The organism is Caballeronia sp. LZ043, assembly GCF_031451075.1.
Classification (GTDB): domain Bacteria; phylum Pseudomonadota; class Gammaproteobacteria; order Burkholderiales; family Burkholderiaceae; genus Caballeronia.
This window is the reverse complement of the sequence record NZ_JARUXT010000004.1, coordinates 617337-638708: the sequence shown is the minus strand read 5'-3', so window position 1 is coordinate 638708 and position 21372 is coordinate 617337. Positions and strand designations below refer to the sequence as shown.

Here is a 21372-nt window from a genome sequence, read left to right as displayed (position 1 = left end):
CCTTCAGCGCAGCGGCGAGAACGGCGCCGGCATGTAGATGGTCGATTCCATCGTCGTCAGATGGGCCGGTCCGCCCTTCGGCGGCCAGATGCCGTCCGCCACCGCTTCGGCGCGGATGCGCGAACGCTCGTCGACGCTCGCATACGACCAAATGTTGAGAAAGCGCGGCACCGTGCCGTCGAGCGCATACATGGCGCCGATCAGCGGCGAGCGCTTCGTGCGCTCCGGTAACGCGCCCTGCCATGCGTCGATCGTGTGTTGCAGGCTCGCGAGCTTCGTGCCGTAGACGCGCATCTCGTAGATGCCGCCGTGCACGGCAGGCTCGATCGGCGGAAGGAATGGGAACAGCGCGTAGCTGCTCACCTCGACATCGGTGACGAACTCGCCGCAGCCGAACGGATTGCCTTCGAGCAACAGCCGCTGCCGTTCGCGCACGAGCGCCGCTTCCGAATCGAAGCCGCGCAGCACCATCACGCGGCCCAGTGCGCCGATGTCGGAATACCAGCAGCCGAGCAGCTTCACGCCCGGCGCGGCGCCGTTCGCCTCGATGTGCTCGAAGACCCGCGCGTTCGCGCCGAGCTTCACCGTCAACGTGACTGTGTCGTAGAGAGTCATTGAAAAGTCCTTGCCTGTGTGGAATGAGAGTCTTGCGCACAGGCGCCGCTGTCGTCATGCAGCGGCGCCTGCGCCAGTTCGAGGCCGGCCAGATAGCCGAAGGTCATCGCCGGACCCAGCGTGATGCCGCCGGCGGGATAGTGGCCGCCCATCATGCTCGCGGCGTCGTTGCCGACCGCATACAACCCGGCGACGGGCGCGGCGGAGGCATCGAGCACGCGCGCGCGGGCGTCGGTGGAAAGTCCGGCGAAGGTGCCGAGACTGCCGGGCACGATCTTCACCGCGTGGAACGGACCGTCCGCGAGCGGCGCGACGCAGGGATTCGGCCGGTGCAGCGCATCGCCCTGGAAGCGGTTGTACGGCGTCGAACCCTTGTGGAACTGCGGATCGAAGCCGTCCTTGGCGTACGCGTTGCAGGTGGCGACGGTATCGGCGAGGCCGCGCGCGTCGATGCCGCATTGCTGCGCGAGCGCTTCGAGCGTCGGCGCGGACTTGAGATAGCCGGCGCGCTGCAGCGGCCCGAGCGGAAACGGAAACGGCTTCGCCGCACCCAGACCATAGCGCCGCTGGAACCGGTGATCACACACGAGCCACGCGCAGACTTCCTCGCCGGGCGGCACCGTGCCGATGAGTGCCGAGACGAAATCGTGATACGACGACGCCTCGTTCGCGAAGCGCCGCCCCGCGCGCGTCACGGCGATCACGCCCGGCTTCGCGCGCTCGATCAGGTGCGGGAACGCCGCCTCCGCGCCGTGCGCGCGCGGCACCAGCGAAACTGGCGCCCACGCGGCGGGCGCGTCCAGCGCGGCGTCGAAATGCGCGCCGGCGTCGATGCCCGCGCGAATGCCGTCGCCGGTATTGCTCGTGGGCGCGGCGGACCAGTGCGGCATGCAGGGAAACGTATGCGCCTGACGCGCGGCATCGTGCGGATAGCCGCCGCAGGCGAGCACCACGCCGCGTTTTGCCAGCACGTCGTGCGGCACGCCGTCGATCTCGACGCGCGCGCCCGTCACACGCGTCGCGCCGTGCAGAAGCGTCACGGCCTTCGCACGCGTGCGCAGATCGACACCGCCATCCGCCGCCGATTTCAACAGCCGCGCGACCAGCGCATTGCCGTTCACGAGATGCATCGAGCGGCCGTAGCGCAGCTTCTGCCATGCGAACGCTGCGAAGCGCCGCGCCACATGCCAGGCCGACGCTGCACTGCGCGTCGCGTTCAAGAAATGTGTCAAGTCCGCGCCCGAAGCGATCGCCATGCCGGCCACCGTGGTTTCGGCGAGCGGCGGCCGCAGACGGTCGAGCAGCGGGCCGAGCGCACGGCCGTCGAACGGCATCGCGCCTACCGAGCGGCCGCCGTTTGCCGAACCTTGCGTCGTGTGGAAGTCGGGAATGCGGTTGCCGTCGATGAAACGCACCGCCGTATGCCGCTCGAAGAATTCGATCATGCGCGGACCGTGTTCGATCAGCGCATCGATCTTCGCGGCGTCGAAGTGCGCGCCGAGTTCGCCCGCGAGGTACGCGCGCGGCGCATCCGCCGGTTCGACGATCCCGGCGCGCTGCGCGAGCGGATTGCACGGAATCCACATCCAGCCGCCCGACCACGCGGTCGTGCCGCCGAACACGTCTTCCTTCTCGCAGACCAGCACGGACAAGCCCTGCTGCGCCGCCGTGACCGCTGTGGACAGACCGCCGGCGCCGGAGCCGAGGACCAGGACATCGCAATGGATCACCGGTGGCTGGCTCATTTCACCACCGCGTGCGCGTGCAGGCTCGATCCGGTTTCCATAAGCACCACGAGCGCTTCATCGCGTGCATTTATCAGCGCGTGTTGCGCGTTTTGTGCCCGAACCGCCGCATGCCGCGCCGCCAGATAGCCGAATGCGAGCCCCGGGCCAAGCGTGATGCCCGGGCCGGGATAAACGCCGCCCATCACCGACTGCATGTCGTTGCCGCAGGCGTACAGACCGGCGATCGGCTGATCGTCCCGATCGAGCACGCGCGCGTCGGTATCGGTGACGAGACCGGTCGCCGCGCCGATATCGCCCGGATAGAGCCGCACCGCATAGAACGGCGCCCGTGCGATCGGCCCGAGGCACTTGTTCGGTCCGCTCCAGTTCGCGTCGCCATTGGCGTTCTGATACGCGGTCGTGCCGCGCTGAAAATCGGCATCGACGCCCGTCTGCGCATAACGGTTATTGCGCGCAACGCTGTCCGCGAGTCCCGTCCGGTCAATACCGAGCCGGTCCGCCAGTTCGTCGAGCGTGCTGCCCTCGACGAGATAGCCGTCGGCGAGAAACGGCGCGAGCCCCTTGCCGCCCGGACGCACCATGCCGAGCCCGTACTTGCGCAAGCCATCCGCATCCGTGACGAGGCACGCGGGGATCGACGGCTGCGCGCGGTGCGCTTCCTGCATCGCGATGCCGAACAGGTGATACGACGTGTTTTCGTTGAGAAAGCGCCGGCCGTTCCGATCGACGACGATCATCCCCGGCTTGCCGCGATCCATCAGGAAGTGCGGGAACACGGCGGTGCTGCCGTCCGCGCGTTTGCGGGTCGACACCGGCGCCCAGAACGCGTTTGACCGCGCGCCCTCGCCAAAGCGCGCGCCGGCTGCGAGCGCCAGGTCCTGCGCGCCGCCGGTATGTCCGGGCGCGCCTGCGCACCACGCGGGATCGGCGCCCGGCAGCAGTTCGGCGCGCCGCGTCGCGTGCCGGTTGAAGCCGCCGCTCGCCAGGATCACGCCGCCTGTCACGCGGATACGCCGACGCTCGTTGACTTGACTCAGCGACACGGCTTCGATGCCATGTGCGCCGCTGTGCAGCGCATCGACCCGGGTTTTGGTCAGGATCGTCACGCCGCGCTGGCGCAGCGACAGCAGCAGCCGTCCGATCAGCGCATTGCCCATCACGAGCCGCGTGCCGCGCGGCGAATTCAGCCGGTCGCGCGCGTGCCGCATGAGCAGCGCTGCAGCGTGCCGCAACGACCTCAGTGATTTCGTCATGCCGAGCAAATGCGCGACGTCGTCGCGATCGACCATCATGCCGCCCAGCACTGTGAATTCGGGAAGCGGCGGACGGATCAGCGCGAAGTCGGGGCCAAGCGTGCGGCCGTCGAAGGGCAGCGGCTCCAGCGCGCGGCCGCGCAGCGTCGAGCCTTCGACTTCCGACAGGTAATCCGGATGGAACGGGCGCGCGCGGTATTTCACTTCGCTATGGGCTTCCAACTGCGCGACCGCCTTCGGACCGGCGTCGAGAAACGCCCGGCGCATCGCGGCCTGGCTGTGTGCGCCGACCGCGCGATCCAGGAATGCTTCGGCATTCGCCACGGTGTCTTCGGAATTGACGCCCGACCCGTGCATCGAACCGGGTATCCAGGTGGTGCCCGCCGAGTAAGCCGTCGTGCCGCCGACGTATTCCGTGCTTTCCACGAGCAGCACGCGCGCGCCATCGATGGCCGCCACCAGCGCCGCCGACATCCCCGCGCCGCCCGCGCCCACCACGACGACATCGAATTGCTCGTCCGAGCCCAACTGCTCCAGTGTCTCCGTCATCGATATGCTCCGCTCCCCGCTCATTCGCTGAACTTTCTTCTATTTCAGAATCCTATTCCACTTTAGCGAATGAAGCAAAGCCATTTTCGTTCGACGAACCCTCGTACGGCTTGGCAGCCATCCGTCATTGGGGCACGATTCGCTTCTTCGATGACCCGCGCCCGCCCATGCAGCCATCCCCTCGCCGGCCCGCCCTCCATGCCTGGCTATTGAAAGGCATGCTCCCGCTGAACCGCGCCGCCGCGCTGCGCGATGCGCTGGCGGGCGTCTCGCTTGCCTCGATGGATATTCCGCAGGTGCTCGGCTACGCGCGCATTGCGGGGATGCCGCCGGTCACCGGCCTGTACACGGCTTTCCTGCCGCTGTTCGCGTTTGCGCTGTTCGGCGCGTCGCGTCATCTGGTGGTCGCGGCGGACTCGGCGACGGCGACCATCCTCGCCAGCCGCGTCTCGACGATGGCCGCCATGGGCAGCGCCGAATACATCGCGCTCGCCGGCATGGTTGCATTGCAGACCGCCGCGCTGCTGTTGCTCGCGCGGCTCTTCAAGCTGGGCTTTCTCGCCGATTTCCTGTCGCGCACGGTCCTGGTCGGCTTTCTGGCGGGTGTCGGCGTGCAGGTTTCCATCGCGATGCTCGGCGATCTTCTCGGCATGACCGTGCCGGAGCCTTCGTCGCGCAGTCTGGCGCAACTGGCCTATGTCGCCGGACATGCGCTGCAATTCCATGGGCCGACCTTCGGGCTTGCGCTGCTCGTGATCGTCCCGATCCTGCTCTGCAAGCGCGCCGCGCCGCGCGTGCCGATGCCGCTCATCGCAGTGGTCGGCAGCATCGTTGCCAGCAAGCTGTTCGATTTCTCGGCGCATGGCATCGCGGTGCTCGGACCCATCGACGGCGGCCTGCCCGCGCTGCGCTTCCCCGCCGTCACCTGGCAGCAGTTCCTCGACCTGATGCCCGTCGCGGCCTCGTGCTTCGTGATGATCATCGCGCAGAGCGCGGCCGCCGCGCGCGTCTATGCGCAGCAGTATCGCGAGGACGTCGACACCAACGCCGACATCCTCGGTCTCGCCGCCGCCAACACGGCGGCGGCCTTCAGCGGCACCTTCGTCGTCAACGGCAGCCCCACGCAGACCGCGATGGCCGAGCGCGCCGGCACCCGCAGCCAGTTCGGACAGGTCGCGTTCGCGGCGGTGGTCGCCGTCGTGCTGCTGTTCCTGAGCGGCTATCTGCGCTACCTGCCGCACTGCGTGCTGGCGGCGATCGTGTTCACCATCGCCATCGGCCTCGTTAACGTTCGGAGCCTGCGGGACATCCGCGCCGAAAGTCCGGGCGAGTTCACGCTCGCGCTGGTGACGGCGGCGGCTGTGGTGATGATCGGCGTCGAGCACGGCATCCTGCTCGCCGTGGCGTTGTCGCTGATGCGGCACGTGCGCCACAGCTACCATCCGCACACGATGGTGCTGACGCCCGTTCCGCCCGACGGGCGCTGGCAGTTCGTGCCCACGGCGCCGGGCGCGATGACCACGCGGGAACTCATCGTGTATCGCTTCGGCGCGGATCTGTTCTATGCGAACGATCACTTCTTCACGATGGAATTGACGGAGCTCGTCGATACGGCGCCCGGCGCTCTGCGCCATCTTGTCGTCGATGCCGGAGCGATCACCGACCTCGATTATTCGGCGGCGCGGACGATCGGCGATCTCATCGAGACCTTGCAGGCGCGCGGCATCGCGGTGCGTTTCGGGCGGGTGAATCGCTTCCTGCGCGGCGACATGGACCGGCATGGGCTGACGCGCGTGCTGGGGGCGTCGAACGTGTTCGGGACCTTGCATGAAGCGCTGGCGGCGGTCGGCGTTCCCGCGCCGATGCACGGACCTGATCCGCTGTAAGCAGCCTTTTACGGCATGGATCCCGCGACGACGCTCCTGATGCGAGGGCGGGTTCGAACGAAGACGATTAGTTGCGGTCTTTCGCCTTGAATATTGAACATAATTCCACTTTAGATTAGAGTTCTCCACGAACAGGCGAACCGATCCCGATCGCCTCGAATTCCAGTCCGGAGACAACAATGGCGCAGGACCCCTCTTTCTCGGCTTCGCTCGACGAAGGCCTCAGCGGCGCGACACGCGTGTATTTCATCGTCGGCGATCCGATCGCGCAGGTGCGCTCCCCGGCCGGCGTAACCGCCGCGCTGCGTGCGCAAGGCCAGGATGCGATCGTGATTCCCGCGCACGTCGCGCCCGCCGACCTCGAAGCGTTCTTCGCCGGTCTCGCGCACTTGCAGAACTGCGACGGCGTGATCGTCACCGTCCCGCACAAGTTCAGCGCGACATCCTTCTGCAGCACCCTGACCGACGAAGGCCGCTTCCTCGGCGCGGTCAACATGCTCAGGCGCAATGCGGACGGCAGCTGGCACGGCGGCGCGTCGGACGGCATCGGCATGGTCGCGGCGCTGCGCTACGCCGGCTGTGAACCAACGGGCAAGCGTGCGTTGCTGATCGGCGCGGGCGGCGCGGGTTCGGCGATCGGGCATGCACTGGTGGATGCCGGCGTGGCGACGCTCGCGATCCGCGATTCCGACGCCGCGCGCACCGATGCCCTCGTCACGCGTCTTGCCGCATTGAAACGCGGCGCGGTGCAGGTCGCGGACGATGCGGGCGCGGAAACCTATGAACTGATCGTGAATGCGTCGCCGGCGGGCATGCGCGCGGGCGATCCGCTGCCGATCGACGTCTCGCGCCTTGCGCCCACCACGTTCGTCGGCGACGTCGTGACCAAGCCGCCGTTGACGCCGTTCATTGAAGCGGCCCGCGCGCGCGGCTGCGTGACCGTGACCGGCACGCAGATGTTCGGTCGAGTATGCGATGCCATCGTCGCGTTTCTGGTCGCCTGACCGGTTCGGCAGTCGGAAAAGCGCACACGCACGACGCATGCGGAAACACTCATAACAAAGGACTCTGGAACAATCCACACCGCCGTTCCTTCGTTACCCAAAGGAGTTCCCGCGATGATTTTCCATGCCTCCATACCCGCCAACGATCCGAAACACGTCGCGCAGGTGCTGGCCGAACTCTGGGATGGCTTCGCCGCGCCGTTCTCGCCGTTCCCGGACGCGTGGATGGCCGTCGCGGGCGACGAGCGCGGCAGCATCATCGAGGTATATCCAGGCGACCGCGTGATCACGCCGGGCGGCGGTGAGGAAGAAAGCGTGGGCTACGGCGCGGACACCGCAGCGCGGCCGCGCTACAGCGCCTTCCATATGGCGATTGCGACGCCCCGGACGAGCGCGGAAGTCATCGCGATTGGCGAGCGTGAAGGCTGGCGCGCGGTGCATTGCACGCGCGGCAACAACTTCTTCCACGTGATCGAACTGTGGATCGAGAACTCGACGATGCTCGAATTCCTCACGCCCGACATGCAGGCCGAGTATCTGGCTTTCTCGACGCCCGAGAACTTCAAGGCGATGGCGGCGGCCAACCCTTATCAGGCGTAAGCGCCTCGTCAGTCCTGCAGCGCGGCCCACATCTCCTGGTCGCGCTGGGCGGTCCAGATGCGCGGATGGCGGATGCCGCTGGCTTCGTCATAAGCGCGCGACACGTCGAACGGCAGACAGTGCTCATAGATGAAGACGTGACCGAACTTCGCATCCATCGACTTGCGCGCGTGCGCCATCGCACCCTTCAGGTCGAGCTTCTGCGCAACCGCCTCGCGGCCCGCCTGAAGCAGCGTCGTGACGAAGTCCTTCGTATAGTCGAGTCCTTTGTTCACATCCGCCGGCGACAGCAACGCCGGGCCGCGTCCCGGCACCAGCTTGTCCGCATTGAGCGCGCGCAAGGCTTCGAGCGTCGCGGGCCAATCCTCGAGCTGCGCGTCGCCGCAATAGCAGGCTGCGTCGTACTCCACCAGATCGCCTGAAAACAGCACCTTCTGCGACGGCAGCCAGACCACAGTGTCGCCCTTCGTGTGACCCGAACCGAGATGCGCGATCCTCACTTCGAGCTTGCCGAGGAACAAGGTGATCTCGCGCTCGAAAACCAGCGTCGGCCAGGTGAGACCGGGCACCGTCTCGACGCCCGCAAACAGACGCGGAAAGCGTTCGATCTCCGACTTCATGTCCTGCTCGCCGCGCTCGACGATCATCTCGTAAGTGCCGCGGCTCGCGATCACTTCCTGCGCACCTTCCTTGAAATACGCCGATGCCCCCAGCACGCGCACCGCGTGGTAGTGCGACAGCACGACGTACTTGATGGGTTTGTCGGTGACGCCGCGAATCTTTTCGATCAGGTCCTGGGCCATCGCAGGCGTCGCGGTGGTATCGACGATCAGCACGCCGTCGTCGCCGACGATCACGCCCGAGTTCGGATCGCCTTCCGCCGTGTAGGCGTACGCGTTGTCGGAGAGCTGCGTGAAGGTGATCTTCTTCTCCTGCAGATCTGCCTGCGATGCGAAAGCCTTTGCCATGATCGTGTCTCGTCCAGTCTTGTGAGGATGAACCGATGATCGATGCGAGCCCAGACTTTGTCAACAGCAAGTACAATTGCCATAGACAAATTTCGGGTAAATACTGAAGGGCATCGGCCGTTCGGTCGAGCCGCCCAGTTACTTCCCATCACGGAACGCACTTTGGCCCGTCTCCTATCCGCTGCGCAGCATGCGGCACCCGTCGAAACGAAACAGCAGCGCGGCATTCAAAGCGTCGAAGTCGGCGCGCGCCTGCTCGACGCTCTCGCGAAGCGGCGCGAACCGCTTGCGCTCAGTGCGCTTGCCGACGCCGCCGCGATGTCCACAGCGCAGGCGCACACCTATCTCGTCAGCCTGACGCGGCTCGGGCTCGTGAAGCGCGATGCATTGACCGGCAATTACGAACCCGGCCCGCTCTCGTTGCGCCTGGGCGTCATGAACCTGGAGCAGCAGCCGGCGTACCGGGCGGCGGCGCCGCGCGTCGCGGCACTGGCGCTGGAGACCGGCATGAGCGTGGCAGTCAGCGTAGCCGGGCCGCAGGGGCCGACTATCGTGCGCTACGAACGCGGCGGCCAGCCCTTGCATGTCAATTTGCATGTCGGCACGGTGATGTCGCTGCCGGCCACGGCGACGGGCCGGATCTTCCTCGCCTTCGACACCCCCGCCAGCGTCTCGGCCATGCAGGCGCATCAGGCGGAAGCCGACCTGCCGAGCCTGAACGCGCGGCTCGACGAAATCCGGGCGCGTGGCATCGAACGCGGCATCGATGCGCCGAGTCCGGGCGTCAGCAGCATGAGCGTGCCGGTGTTCGACGCCGCGCAAAAGATGCAGCTGGCGCTGACCGCGATCGGTCCGACCGGCCTGTGCGACGTCGCCTGGAACGGCGCACTGGCGCAGGCGCTGCGGCATGCGGCACGCGACCTCACCGCCGCCTTGTCATGACGACGCACGCTCCCGACGCCCGTCCGCAGCGCGGCATCAACGCCCTCGATGCGACCGGTGATCTCCTGCACGCGCTGGTGGCGGCAGACGGCCCGCTGCTGCTGCGCGACCTCGCGGCGGCGGCCGGCATGCCGCCGGCCAAGGCGTTCGCGCATCTGGTGAGCCTCGTGAAGGTCGGCCTGCTGTCGCGCGACGACGCCGGGCGCTTCCACGCGGGGCCATTGAGCCGCGAGTTGGGTTTGATCGCGCTGCAACGGCTCTCGCCGGTCCGCGATGCCGAAGCGGAGATCGTCGCGCTCGCGGCGGATACGTCGATGACGGTCGCGGCCGCCACGCTGGGGCCGCTCGGACCGACGGTCATCCGGCTGGAGGAATCGGCGCGGCCGCAGCACGTGAGCCTGCGCATCGGCACCGCGATGTCGCTCGTGAACACGGCCATTGGGCGAGTCTTCGCGGCGCATCTCGGGGATGAAGTGCGGACGAGTCTGCTGCAACAGGACGGCATCCGCCTCGCGGGCGTGGCGCCGACATCGTTCGCCACGACGGACGACGGTGACTATCACGTAACGTTGTCACGCATCCGCGAGCAGGGTTTCGATACGGCGCTCGATGCACCGGTCCCCGGCATTCACTCGCTGGCCGCGCCGGTCTTCGATCACACCGGCAGCGTGTGCCTGGTGCTGGCGCTGATCGGTTCGGCGGGCGGTTTCGACAGCGCCGCCGACGGCCCGCTCGCGCGCACGTTGCTGGCCGCGACGCGCAGGCTGTCCTGGCGTTTCGGCTTGCTTGAAGCGACCGAGGCGAGCTAGTCAGGCCCGCTTGACGGTTTCGGAGCCCATCACGCGGATGGCGGGAAAGCGGTCGGTGGGCTTCGCGATCTCGTCCTGCGACGCGACGATCTCCAGCTCGTACCGACCGGCCTCGTAGGTGGCCTTGACCACTGCGTTGACGGCCGCGAGTGTGTGTTCGAGCGCGTTGCGGAGTGAATCGCCGAGCAGCGTGCGCGCGACGAACACGCCGCTCGTCAGATCGCCGACGCCGACCGGCTGGCGCGCGAACGGATACAGCGGACGTTGCGCGAACCACGCCTCGGTCGGGCCGACTGCAAGCATGTTGAAGGTATCGGCGCGGCTGTTGCGGTCGAGCAGATGCTTGACGAGCACGATGCGCGGCCCGCGCGCAATGACCTCGCGACAGGCGTCCACCGCTTCTTCCACGGTTTCGATGCTGCGTCCGACGAGCTTTTCCAGTTCGACGTGATTGGGCATCAGCGCGTCGGCGATGCCGGGCATCGTGGTGACGAGGAAGTCCTCGATGCCGGGCGCGACCGTGCAGCCGCCCGTCTGGCCCATGACCGGATCGCAGAAGAAGAGCGCGTGCGGATTCACCGCCTTGACCATCTTCACGATCTCGACCACCGCGCGGCCCTGCTCGGGCGCGCCGAGATAACCCGAGAGCACGGCATTGCAGCGCCCCAGCACGCCGATCGCGCCAATCCCTTCGATCACGCTCTGCAACTCGTCGGCATCGAAGGCGCTGCCGGTCCAGCGGCCATACTGCGTGTGATTGGAGAACTGCACGGTGTTGAGCGGCCAGACGTTGACGCCCAGCCGCCGCATGGGAAAGACCGCCGCGCTGTTGCCCGCATGGCCGAACACCACATGCGATTGAACGCTCAGGACGTTGTTCATATTCTGATTTCCCGCTTGGTTCCAGTTGTTCGGTCCGACGAAACGTCGCCTTGCAGTGCAGCGATCGCGGGTGCGCGCCAAAGGTCTGCCTCAGACGGCCCCTTCAGGACGCCCGCCGGCATCGCGTGTCTTGTATTGTGCCGTGCCTCGACGCACTGCGGCACGGCCTCGTCATTAAAAATCGGCGAACCTTGCTTGTCGAGCGTCGCGAACATCGACGCCGGTCATATCGGGCATGGCAAGACTGCTTTGCGCAATTCGGCATGCGCCTTGCTCGGCCGGAACGTCCGCGGCATGGTATAGATCATCCGACGAACGGCACAGGTCCACAGCAAGGACGAACGTCCGGCAAAAAACCAGCCGACTTCCGCACAGGAAGGGCCACGCCGCCTGATAATGCGTGAATGACAGCGCGACACGCCGCGCAACGCACGCACTCCCCGGCCTGGAAATCAGACACACGAACACGAGGACGAACTCTCGGCAGGACATCCATAGTCGCAGGTCAAATCAGGAGGCAGGAATGGAGACGCTGATCAAGAATCGCACCGATTTGCAGAAGTCGACCCTCGCAATCGTCCTCGCCGGCGGGCGCGGCACCCGCCTCGGACCACTCACCGACAAGCGCGTGAAGCCTGCCGTCCACTTCGGCGGCAAGTACCGCATCGTCGATTTCGCGCTGTCCAACTGTCTCAACTCCGGCATTCGCCGCATCGCCGTCGTCACCCAGTACAAGGCTCACTCGCTGATCCGCCACATGCAGCGCGGCTGGGGTTTCCTGCGCGGCGAGTTCAACGAGTTCATCGATATCTGGCCGGCGCAGCAGCGCGTCGATTCGAGCTGGTACCGCGGCACGGCGGACGCCGTGTACCAGAACATGGACATCATCCGTTCGATCGGCCCGGAATTCGTCATCGTGCTGGCGGGCGATCACATCTACAAGATGGACTACACGCGCATGGTGCTGGATCACGTCGAGAGCGGCGCGGACTGCACGGTGGGCTGCATCGAGGTGCCGCGCATGGACGCGGTGGCGTTCGGCGTGATGCACGTCGACGAGAACCGCCGCGTGACCGACTTCCTGGAGAAGCCCGCCGATCCCCCCGCGATGCCCGGCAAGCCCGATGTCGCGCTCGCGAGCATGGGCATCTATGTGTTCAGCGCGAAGTATCTGTACGAGATGCTGCAGGACAATATCGAGACCTCGAATACCGATCACGACTTCGGCAAGGACATCATTCCGCGCGTCGTGACGACCGGCAAGGCCATCGCGCATCCGTTCAGCATGTCGTGCGTGACGTCGTCGAGCGACCCGGAAGCGCCCGCGTACTGGCGCGATGTCGGTACCGTCGATGCCTACTGGGCAGCGAATCTCGACCTCGCCTCCACCATTCCGGAGCTCGATCTCTATGACCGCAAGTGGCCCATCTGGACCAATCAGGAGCAGCTTCCGCCGGGCAAGTTCGTGCGCGACCTCAACGGCCAGCAAGGCGCCATCACCAACCTGCTGGTCTGCGGCGGCTGCGTGATCTCGGGCTCGCAAGTGTCGAAGTCGGTGTTTTCGTCGGCGGTGCGGGTGCACTCGTTCTGTAACATCAATGAGGCAGTCTTGTTGCCGCAGGTAACCGTCGGGCCGAGTTGCCGGCTGCAGCGCGTCGTGATCGACCGCGGTTGCACGGTGCCCGAGGGACTCGTGGTGGGCGAGGATCCGGACGACGACGCCGCGCGCTTCTTCCGCACGGAGTCGGGTGTCACGCTCATCACGCGGGACGCGCTCGCGCGACTGTCGCAGGGATAGACGCGGGAGCACCATGACCATCAATCGACGGGAGCGCCGATGACCGTACGCGTGCTGCATGCCGCAGCAGAAATGTTTCCGCTGCTGAAGACCGGCGGTCTCGCCGACGTGGTCGGCGCCCTGCCGCCCGCGCAGTCGCAACTGGGCACGCACGCGCGGGTCGTACTGCCGGGCTTCCCGGCCGTGCTTGCAGGGCTCGACGACCTGCAGCCGGTCGCCGATCTGGGCGCGGCGTTTGGAGTCGGCCAGATCCGGCTCGAACGCGGCGTGTTGGCGCCGCACGGGGTGGTTGTGTACGTCGTGCGGGCGGACCCGTTCTACGACCGCCCGGGCAACCCTTATCTCGACGCGGCTCACCGCCCCTACGCCGACAACGACCGCCGCTTCGCGCTGCTCGGCTGGGCGGCCGCACGCATCGCGACGGGCGCCGATCCCGCCTGGAAGCCGCACATCGTCCATGCGCACGACTGGCATGCGGGGCTCGCGCCCGCCTATCTGCGCGCGTTCGAACGCGCGGGCGCCGCGAAGACCGCCAGCGTGATGACGGTCCACAACCTCGCCTACCAGGGTACGTTTCCGGCGTCGGAATTCGGCGCGCTGCAACTGCCCGGCGATTTTTTCGCGGTGGATGGCGTCGAGTTCTATGGCCTCGTGTCGTTCCTGAAGGCCGGGCTGTATTACGCCGATCGAATCACCACGGTCAGCCCCACCTACGCGCGCGAGATCCAGACGCAGGCTCACGGCGCGGGCCTGCACGGCCTGCTGCAGACGCGCACGCACGACATCACCGGCATCCTGAACGGCGTCGATTACGCCATCTGGAGTCCGGCCGTGGATGAATCCATCGCGACGAAATACACGCCCACGCGCGTCTCCGGCAAGTCGAAGTGCAAGTCCGCGTTGCAGGAACGCATGGGCCTGGAACGCGACGACAACGCGCTGCTGTTCGGCGTCGTCAGCCGGCTGACGGAACAGAAGGGACTGGATCTGCTGCTGTCGGTGGTGCCGGACATCGTGCAGCGCGGCGGGCAACTGGTCGTGCTCGGCACCGGCGATCCGGCGCTCGAAACCGGCATGAAGAACGCGGCGGCGGCGCATCAGGGCGCGGTGGCGGTGGAACTCGGCTTCGACGAGACGCTGTCGCATTCGATCATCGCCGGCAGCGACGTGGTGATGGTGCCGTCGCGCTTCGAGCCGTGCGGGCTCACGCAGCTGTACGCCCTGGCGTATGGCTCGCTGCCGCTCGTGCATCGCGTGGGCGGGCTGGCGGACACCGTGACGGATTGCTCGCTCGAAAATCTCGCCGACGATCTCGCCACCGGCTTCGTCTTCGACACGTTCGATCGCGCCACCATGGTCGCCTCGATCCGCCGTGCCTTCGCGCTGAAACAGCGGCGCGCCGACTGGAAGACGGTGGTCAGGCGCGGCATGGACCAGCGCTTCAGTTGGGAAGCGGCCGCGCTCAAATACGCGGAGGTGTATCAGGGGCTGACCGGCGGCTGAAGCGCGGGCGCATGCCTTGCTCCCGATCCGTCACCCTCAGACACGGACGGAGCATATGCACAAACCCCTCGCAGGTCAGATTGCGCTGGTGACGGGCGCAAGCTCGGGTATCGGCGAAGGCGTGGCGCACGCACTCGCCGACGCGGGCGCGCACGTCGCCATCAACTATCACTCGCATGCCGAACCCGCCGAGAAGCTCGCCGCCGCGATCAGCGCAAAAGGCGGCGAAGCGTTCGCGGTCGGCGCGGACGTCGCCGATGAAGCGCAAGTGGACGCCATGTTCGACGCCGTCGTGCGGCGCTGGGGCACGCTCGATATCGTGATCGCGAATTCGGGCTTGCAGCAGGACGCGAAATTCACCGAACTGACGCTTGCCGACTGGCGGAAGGTCATCGACACCAATCTCACCGGCCAATTCCTCACCGCCCAGCGCGCCGTGCGCGAATTCGAGCGGCGCGGCATGCGCGACGTGTCAAAGGCGCTGGGCAAGATCATCTGCATGAGTTCCGTGCACGAAGTCATTCCGTGGGCGGGGCACGTGAACTATGCGGCGTCGAAGGGCGGCATCCAGATGATGATGAAATCGCTCGCCCAGGAAGTCGCGCCGCAGCGGATCCGCGTCAACGGCATCGCGCCCGGCGCCATTCGCACGCCGATCAACCGCGAAGCCTGGGACCAGCCAGAGCAACTCGAGAAGCTGCTGACGCTGATTCCATACGGACGCATCGGCGAAGTCGACGACATAGGCCGGGCGGCCGTCTGGCTCGCCTCCGACGACAGCGATTACGTCGTCGGCACGACCCTGTTCGTCGATGGCGGCATGACGCTCTATCCGGGCTTTGCCGACAACGGCTGAACGATGGCAGCAACACGGGGAAGCTTATGAAGGACATGAAGGTGGATGTGGCGGTGATCGGCGCGGGGACGGCCGGCATGGCGGCGTTTCGCGCGGCGCGGCTCGCGGGCGCGAGCGCGGTGTTGATCGAGAGCGGCGAGTTCGGCACGACTTGCGCGAGGGTCGGCTGCATGCCGTCCAAGCTGCTGCTCGCGGCGGCGAACGGTTTGCACGAAGCGCGGTCGCTGGCGGCGCGCGGCATCGAGGGCACGCATGCGCTGGAAGTAAATCGCGAACACGCGCTCGATTATGTGCGGCGCGAGCGCGATCACTTCGTCAAAAGCGTGCTGGACGAAGTGGAGTCGTTTCCCGACGACTGCATCGTGCGCGGCCAGGCGCGCTTCGAATCGCCGACGCGGTTGATGGTCGGCGACGACACGCGTATCGAAGCGGCGCGCGTGGTCATCGCGACGGGCGCGGCGCCGAGCGTGCCGGACGAACTCAAGGTCTTTGGCGACAAGCTCATCACCAGCGACGACCTGTTCGAACTGCACGCGCTGCCCGCGAAGATCGCGGTGTTCGGCGCGGGACCGATCGCGCTGGAACTGGGCCAGGCACTGGCCCGTCTGGATGTCGACGTCTTTGTGTTCGGCAAGGGCGGCAGCGTGGCCGCGCTCACGGATGCGCCGGTACGCGACGCGCTGAGAGAAGCGCTCGCCGACGAGTTCTACTTCGATCCGGACGCGAAGTTCGATGCGATGTCGTTGGAAGACGACCAACCGACCTTGCGCTTCACCTCACCGGGAGGCGAGCCGCGGACCGAACGCTTCGACTTCGTGCTGGCGGCCACGGGCCGCGCCCCGAACCTGAAAGCGCTGGCACTGGACAAGACGGGCATCGCATTGAACGACAAGGGCGTGCCGCTATTCGACGAAACCACGATGCAATGCGGCGACAGCACGATCTTCATTGCAGGCGATTGCGACGGCACACGCCCCTGGCTTCACGACTCCGCCGACGAAGGCAAGCTCGCAGGCGACAACGCCGCGCGCTTCCCCGACGTGCAGGCGATCAAGCGCAAGGTGCCGTTCTCACTGGTCTTCTGCGAGCCGCAGGTGGTGATAGTCGGCGCATCCTATGACGATCTCGAGAAACAGATGACGGTAACGGGAGAAGCGTCGTTCGAGGATCAGGGCCGCAGTCGCGTGATGCGGCAGAACCGCGGACTGCTGCACGTCTACGCCGACGCGAAGACCGGCAAGCTGCGTGGCGCGCAAGGCTGCGGTCCGGCGATGGAACATCTCGGGCATCTGCTTGCGTGGGCGCTGCAACTCGACCTGACGCTCGATGAAATGCTCAAGCTTCCTTTCTATCATCCGGTCGTCGAAGAAGGCTTGCGCAGCGCGCTCAAGGATGCGGACATGAAATGCTATGAACAACGCTCCGAGACGCCGCCGGCATTAGCGAGTGCTGCGGGCGGTTGATGCCTGCAGCCGTGCACAAAAAATTACGCCGGTTGCGCATGCGCAACCGGCGTTTCGTTTGGTCCTTCGAAATACGGCGTGAGACTTAGTTGCCGCTCAAACCATATTGCAGTGCAAGATCGAATCCGAGGACGACCATCGAGCAGAACAGGCCCAGCGAGAGATTGGCCAGTCGATGACCGACATCCTTGTGTCGAGTCAGCACAGCGCCTGCGAGGAACGCGATTTCCACGATGACTTGCATGCAGAACACGGCGACCATCAGCGCGAATTCATAACCCATCGCGTTGAAGTTCATGAAGTTGAAGCCGTTCACTGCAACCCAGGATCCCACTCGCCATACTTCGTATGCCAAAAGCAGCAACGGAAAGAAATAGCTGGCGACATAAGTCGGCACCGTGGCGTGCCGCAATTCCATGTTCAAGTGACGTGTAACTTGCATCGCGTACTCCTCATCTGATTGCCCGAAAATGACGGGCGTTCTACCAGCACCGTGGCGCTACCGGAGCGTTCGTATCGAACGGCAGACGGGCGTCGTGCTTTCAGAATAGGACAATTTTCTGGAAAGCGAATCATCGTATTCCCGATGGTCTTTCCCAATAACGGATTGCGCGACGCGTTGTGCAGTGCAACTGAACAAAACGGTTATAAACGGAGGGCAGGATCGGCACGCACGGTCGTCTCGCCACCCTCCTCGTTTGATACCGATGGCCGCTATCAGTTCTTCGCGTACAACTTGATGATGCCCGAGAAATCCAGTCCGCCCAGGCCTTGCTGGCTCATCGACTGATAAAGCTGCTGCGCCAGCGCGCCCATGAAAACAGGCTGTTTTGCAGCGCGGGCGGCATCGACGGCGAGACCCAGATCCTTCAGCATCAGATCGGCGCCGAAGCCGCCCGCATAGCCGCGCGAAGCCGGCGCCGTCTCGACGATCCCCGGATAGGGATTACCCGTATCCGAGCTCCAGCAGCGTCCCGTCGAAGTGTTCACGATGCTCGCCAGTTTCGACGGATCGATACCTAGCGTTTCCCCCAGCTTCATGGCTTCAGCCACGCCGATCATCGAGATGGCCAGCAGCAGGTTGTTGCAGATCTTCGCAATCTGGCCGGTGCCGGTTTCACCGCAGTGCACCATGTTCTTGCCCATGCCGCTCAGCACCGGGCGGAGCGTGTCGAACAGCGCTTCGTCCGCGCCGACCATGAAGGTCAGCGTGCCCGCCTGCGCCCCGACGACGCCGCCCGACACTGGCGCGTCCGCGAACGGATTGCCGTGCTGCGCCGACGCCTCGCCGATCAGCTTCGCCGTAGCCGGGTCGATCGTGCTGCTGTCCACCAGCGGCACGCCCTTCGCGACGCCCGCGAGTACGCCGTCATCGTTCAGGTAGACGGCTTTGACGTGCTGCGCCGCGGGCAGCATCGTGATGACGACTTCCGCGCCCTCCGCTGCCGCACGCGGCGACTCGGCGAGCGTCGCACCCGCCGACCGCGCCGCGTCCAGCGCGGCCGGCACGAGATCGAATGCCGTCAGCGCGTGCCCCGCCTTCAGCAGGTTGGCGGCCATCGGGCCGCCCATGTGTCCGAGACCAATGAAACCAATCTTCATCGCTGCCTCCTTGTCGTTATTTCAGTGCGATGGTGGTGTTCACGCCGTCGTTCACGGTGGCGTCGTCGAACCAGCGTGCCGTGACCGTTTTCGTCTGCGTGTAGAACTGCACGACCTGCTTGCCGTACGGTCCCAGATCGCCGAGCTTGGAGCCGCGCGAACCCGTGAAACTGAACGACGGCACCGGCACCGGAATCGGAATGTTGATGCCCACCTGACCGATGTCGATCTCGCTCTGAAACTTGCGCGCCGCCGCACCGCTCTGCGTGAACAGGCCGACGCCGTTGCCCATCGGATTGCGGTTGACGAGCGCGATGGCATCGTCCAGCGTCTCGGCTTCGAGCACGCACAGCACCGGACCAAAGATCTCCTTCGTATAGATCGTCATCTCGGTATCGACGCCCGTGAAGATGGTCGGCCCAATGAAGTTGCCCTGCTCATAACCCTTCACGCCGATGTTCCGGCCGTCGAGCGCGAGCGTCGCGCCCTCTTCCACGCCCTGACCGATCAGCCCGAGGATGCGCTCCTTCGCCGCCTTCGAGACCACCGGGCCGACATCCGTGCCCGGCTCCGCGCCGCCGTTGACCTTGAGCGTCTTCGCCTTCTCGACCAGTTCCAGCACCCACTCCTTCGACGCCCCGACGAACACCGCCACCGACGTCGCCATGCAGCGCTGTCCCGCCGCGCCGAAGCCCGCGCCGACGAGCGCGTTGAGAGTCTGCTCCTTGTTGGCGTCGGGCAGGACGACGGCGTGGTTCTTCGCGCCCATCATCGACTGCACGCGCTTGCCGTGCTGGCTCGCGAGGTTGTAGACATGCGTGCCGACAGCCGTCGAGCCGACGAAGGAAATCGCCTCGATCTCGGGATGCGTGCAGATCGCATCGACCACTTCCTTGCCGCCATGCACGACGTTCAGCACACCGGGCGGCACGCCGGCTTCGAGCGCCAGTTCGACCAGCTCCATGGTCGAGAGCGGATCCTGCTCGGAGGGCTTCAGCACGAAGGTGTTGCCGCACACGATGGCCATCGGGAACATCCATAGCGGGATCATCGCCGGGAAGTTGAACGGCGTGATGCCGGCACAGACGCCGATAGGCTGGCGCAGCGTGTACGTATCCACGCCGCCCGCGACGTTCTCGGCGAATTCGCCCTGCTGCAAGGTGCTGATCGAGCACGCATGCTCGACGACTTCCAGGCCGCGGAAGATGTCGCCCTCGGCGTCGGCGAGCGTCTTGCCCTGCTCCGCGGTGAGCGTCTGCGCAATGCGTTTCTGGTTCTGCCGCACCAGGTCCTGGAAGCGCAGCATCAGCCGCATGCGGGCGCCGAGCGGCGTCGTGCGCCAGGTCTGAAACGCCTTGTGCGCCGCAGCGACGGCGGCATCCACTTCGTCCATCGTCGCGAACGGCACGCGGCCGACCACGTCCTGCGTGGCCGGATTGACGATGTCGCGCCATTCCGCGCTCTTCGATTCGACGAACTGGCCGTCGATCAGCAGCTTGGCCGTGCGGACAGACACATTCTGCGCCGGATGTTCAGCAGCGATATTCACGAGTCACTCCTTGCGTGGGAAATTGCCGACGGGCAGGAAAGGTGGAAGGAAACAGCGAGGACAGGCGAAGAGACGCGCCGCGCGGGCGCTGGAAGAAAAAGCATCGTGTCTCCGTCTTGTTGGTATGCAGCCCGCAATGATGCAGGCTCGCTTCCTGAGTATAGTTATGCAAAAGTCCATCATGGCGCGATAAAAACACCCGATCGATATGCAAAAAAATCCGATGCCATCCGCTCCGCCCGACCTCGCCCGCCTCAACTGGGACGACCTGCGCTACTTCCTCGAAGTCGCCCGGACGCAGCGTGCCAGCGGCGCGGCGAAGCGGCTCGGCGTGGACTACACGACCGTCGCGCGGCGCGTGCGGGCGCTGGAAGACGCGCTCGGCACCCTGCTGTTCGACAAGTCGCGCAGCAGCGGCTTCATCCTGACCGCAGAAGGACAACGCCTGCTGGCCTATGTCGATTCCATCGAGACCACGGTGCAGTCCGCCACCGAGCAGATCGCGAACACGGGGCATGCGCTCTCGGGCCACGTGCGGGTCGGCTCGACCGAAGGCTTCGGCTGCTTCTTTCTCGCCCCGCAACTCGCGCGCTTTCAGGACGCGCACCCGAACATCACCATCGACCTGTTGCCGGTGCCGCATTTCGTGAGCCTGTCGAAACGCGAGGCCGATATCGCGGTGACGCTCGAACGTCCCGAACAGGGCCAGTATGTCTATACGAAGCTCTGCGAGTACCGCCTGAGGCTCTACGCCACCGCCGACTATCTCGCGGCCCACGCGCCGATCCGCACCACCGACGACCTGCGCCAGCATCGCTTCGCCAGCTATATCGATGACCTCGCCTTCAGCTATGAACTGCTGTATCTCGAACGCGCGGTGCCGGGCGCGATCTCGCGCTGGCGCAGCACGAGCGTGATCGCGCAATACTTCGCGGCGCTGCAGGGCCGGGCGCTGGCCATCCTGCCGGGCTTCATGGCGTCGTCGGACGCGCGCTTCGTGCCGGTGCTGCCCGACGAGATCATCGTGACGCGCGCGTTCTATCTCTCCTGCCGCGAGGATCTACGCAAGCTGAAGCGCATCACGACGGTCTGGGATCATCTGCGCGCGGCGGCCGAAGCGAACCGCGCATTCCTCATGGGCGACGAAGCCACGATGGCGTGGGTGGATGTCAAGGCATCCTGATTGCTCCCGCTTCCTGGCCGGAATGCGCTCGGCGTCGCCGGTTGGAATCAGCCGTTTGGGCTAAGATTCAACGGATGGAGGCCACGCGCTCGCGCCCCCCGAGCGCCCATCGACGCGTGGCCGGGTCACATCGATAGCGTCACATCGATAACAAGAAATCGA

General features: G+C 65.8%; 18 protein-coding genes. 10 read left to right on the top strand and 8 right to left on the bottom strand.

What is annotated here, in order from left to right:
• Positions 1 to 3 precede the first annotated feature (3 nt).
• From QCE64_RS30440 to QCE64_RS30430, 3 genes are read right to left on the bottom strand one after another with little or no spacing between them, the layout of a single operon-like run.
• The gene (locus tag QCE64_RS30440) at positions 4 to 615 is read right to left on the bottom strand and encodes an NIPSNAP family protein (RefSeq protein ID WP_310007876.1); all 612 of its coding nucleotides are present in this window, start codon (positions 613 to 615) and stop codon (positions 4 to 6) included.
• Complete coding sequence (locus QCE64_RS30435) at positions 612 to 2360, bottom strand: FAD-dependent oxidoreductase (protein ID WP_310007874.1); 1749 nt, start codon at positions 2358 to 2360, stop codon at positions 612 to 614. Before QCE64_RS30435 ends, QCE64_RS30440 begins: the two co-directional genes overlap by 4 nt.
• Entirely contained in the window at positions 2357 to 4165 is a 1809-nt protein-coding gene (locus QCE64_RS30430; protein WP_310007872.1) for an FAD-dependent oxidoreductase, read from the bottom strand. The genes QCE64_RS30435 and QCE64_RS30430 overlap by 4 nt, the downstream gene beginning before the upstream one ends.
• Before the next feature lie 218 nt (positions 4166 to 4383).
• Between QCE64_RS30430 and QCE64_RS30425 the strand changes: the two genes are divergently transcribed.
• From QCE64_RS30425 to QCE64_RS30415, 3 genes are all read left to right on the top strand, one after another.
• Complete coding sequence (locus QCE64_RS30425; protein WP_310007870.1) at positions 4384 to 6051, top strand: SulP family inorganic anion transporter; 1668 nt, start codon at positions 4384 to 4386, stop codon at positions 6049 to 6051.
• Positions 6052 to 6230: 179 nt separating this feature from the next.
• Positions 6231 to 7055 carry a shikimate dehydrogenase gene (locus QCE64_RS30420; RefSeq protein ID WP_310007868.1) on the top strand — a complete coding sequence of 275 codons (825 nt, stop codon included), beginning with the start codon at positions 6231 to 6233 and terminating at the stop codon, positions 7053 to 7055.
• 114 nt (positions 7056 to 7169) lie between these two features.
• Positions 7170 to 7655, top strand: coding sequence for a hypothetical protein (locus QCE64_RS30415; protein ID WP_309926119.1), 486 nt, complete (start codon positions 7170 to 7172; stop codon positions 7653 to 7655).
• 8 nt (positions 7656 to 7663) lie between these two features.
• On the opposite strand, the gene QCE64_RS30410 is transcribed toward QCE64_RS30415, so the two are convergent.
• Positions 7664 to 8623 carry an MBL fold metallo-hydrolase gene (locus QCE64_RS30410; RefSeq protein ID WP_309926116.1) on the bottom strand — a complete coding sequence of 320 codons (960 nt, stop codon included), beginning with the start codon at positions 8621 to 8623 and terminating at the stop codon, positions 7664 to 7666.
• A gap of 162 nt (positions 8624 to 8785) precedes the next feature.
• Here QCE64_RS30410 and QCE64_RS30405 point away from each other — a divergent pair, with 162 nt between their 5' ends.
• Both QCE64_RS30405 and QCE64_RS30400 read left to right on the top strand, forming a co-directional pair.
• Positions 8786 to 9565: an IclR family transcriptional regulator C-terminal domain-containing protein gene (locus QCE64_RS30405; RefSeq protein WP_310007866.1), complete on the top strand. Its 780-nt coding sequence runs from the start codon at positions 8786 to 8788 to the stop codon at positions 9563 to 9565.
• Positions 9562 to 10374, top strand: coding sequence for an IclR family transcriptional regulator C-terminal domain-containing protein (locus QCE64_RS30400; protein ID WP_309934650.1), 813 nt, complete (start codon positions 9562 to 9564; stop codon positions 10372 to 10374). Before QCE64_RS30405 ends, QCE64_RS30400 begins: the two co-directional genes overlap by 4 nt.
• Here the strand turns inward: QCE64_RS30400 and pdxY are convergent, their stop codons facing one another.
• Positions 10375 to 11256 (bottom strand): pyridoxal kinase PdxY, encoded by an 882-nt coding sequence (gene pdxY, locus QCE64_RS30395; protein WP_309819951.1) that lies wholly within the window; start codon positions 11254 to 11256, stop codon positions 10375 to 10377.
• Between the two features lie 523 nt (positions 11257 to 11779).
• On the opposite strand from pdxY, the gene glgC reads away from it, so the two are divergent.
• From glgC to QCE64_RS30375, 4 genes are read left to right on the top strand one after another with little or no spacing between them, the layout of a single operon-like run.
• Entirely contained in the window at positions 11780 to 13054 is a 1275-nt protein-coding gene (gene glgC / locus QCE64_RS30390; protein ID WP_309926112.1) for a glucose-1-phosphate adenylyltransferase, read from the top strand.
• Positions 13055 to 13093: 39 nt separating this feature from the next.
• Positions 13094 to 14557: a glycogen synthase GlgA gene (glgA, locus tag QCE64_RS30385; RefSeq protein ID WP_309926110.1), complete on the top strand. Its 1464-nt coding sequence runs from the start codon at positions 13094 to 13096 to the stop codon at positions 14555 to 14557.
• A 55-nt stretch (positions 14558 to 14612) separates the two neighbouring features.
• Positions 14613 to 15413, top strand: a complete 801-nt coding sequence (locus QCE64_RS30380; protein ID WP_309926107.1) for an SDR family oxidoreductase — start codon at positions 14613 to 14615, stop codon at positions 15411 to 15413.
• A 26-nt stretch (positions 15414 to 15439) separates the two neighbouring features.
• Complete coding sequence (locus tag QCE64_RS30375) at positions 15440 to 16876, top strand: dihydrolipoyl dehydrogenase (RefSeq protein WP_310007864.1); 1437 nt, start codon at positions 15440 to 15442, stop codon at positions 16874 to 16876.
• A gap of 85 nt (positions 16877 to 16961) precedes the next feature.
• On the opposite strand, the gene QCE64_RS30370 is transcribed toward QCE64_RS30375, so the two are convergent.
• The 3 genes from QCE64_RS30370 to QCE64_RS30360 form a co-directional block, all read right to left on the bottom strand.
• Positions 16962 to 17318: a hypothetical protein gene (locus tag QCE64_RS30370; RefSeq protein WP_309819941.1), complete on the bottom strand. Its 357-nt coding sequence runs from the start codon at positions 17316 to 17318 to the stop codon at positions 16962 to 16964.
• Between the two features lie 275 nt (positions 17319 to 17593).
• Positions 17594 to 18478: a 3-hydroxyisobutyrate dehydrogenase gene (gene mmsB / locus QCE64_RS30365; RefSeq protein ID WP_310007862.1), complete on the bottom strand. Its 885-nt coding sequence runs from the start codon at positions 18476 to 18478 to the stop codon at positions 17594 to 17596.
• Between the two features lie 16 nt (positions 18479 to 18494).
• Entirely contained in the window at positions 18495 to 20027 is a 1533-nt protein-coding gene (locus tag QCE64_RS30360; RefSeq protein WP_310007861.1) for a CoA-acylating methylmalonate-semialdehyde dehydrogenase, read from the bottom strand.
• 223 nt (positions 20028 to 20250) lie between these two features.
• On the opposite strand from QCE64_RS30360, the gene QCE64_RS30355 reads away from it, so the two are divergent.
• Positions 20251 to 21210, top strand: a complete 960-nt coding sequence (locus QCE64_RS30355; protein WP_310007859.1) for a LysR family transcriptional regulator — start codon at positions 20251 to 20253, stop codon at positions 21208 to 21210.
• Positions 21211 to 21372 lie beyond the last annotated feature (162 nt).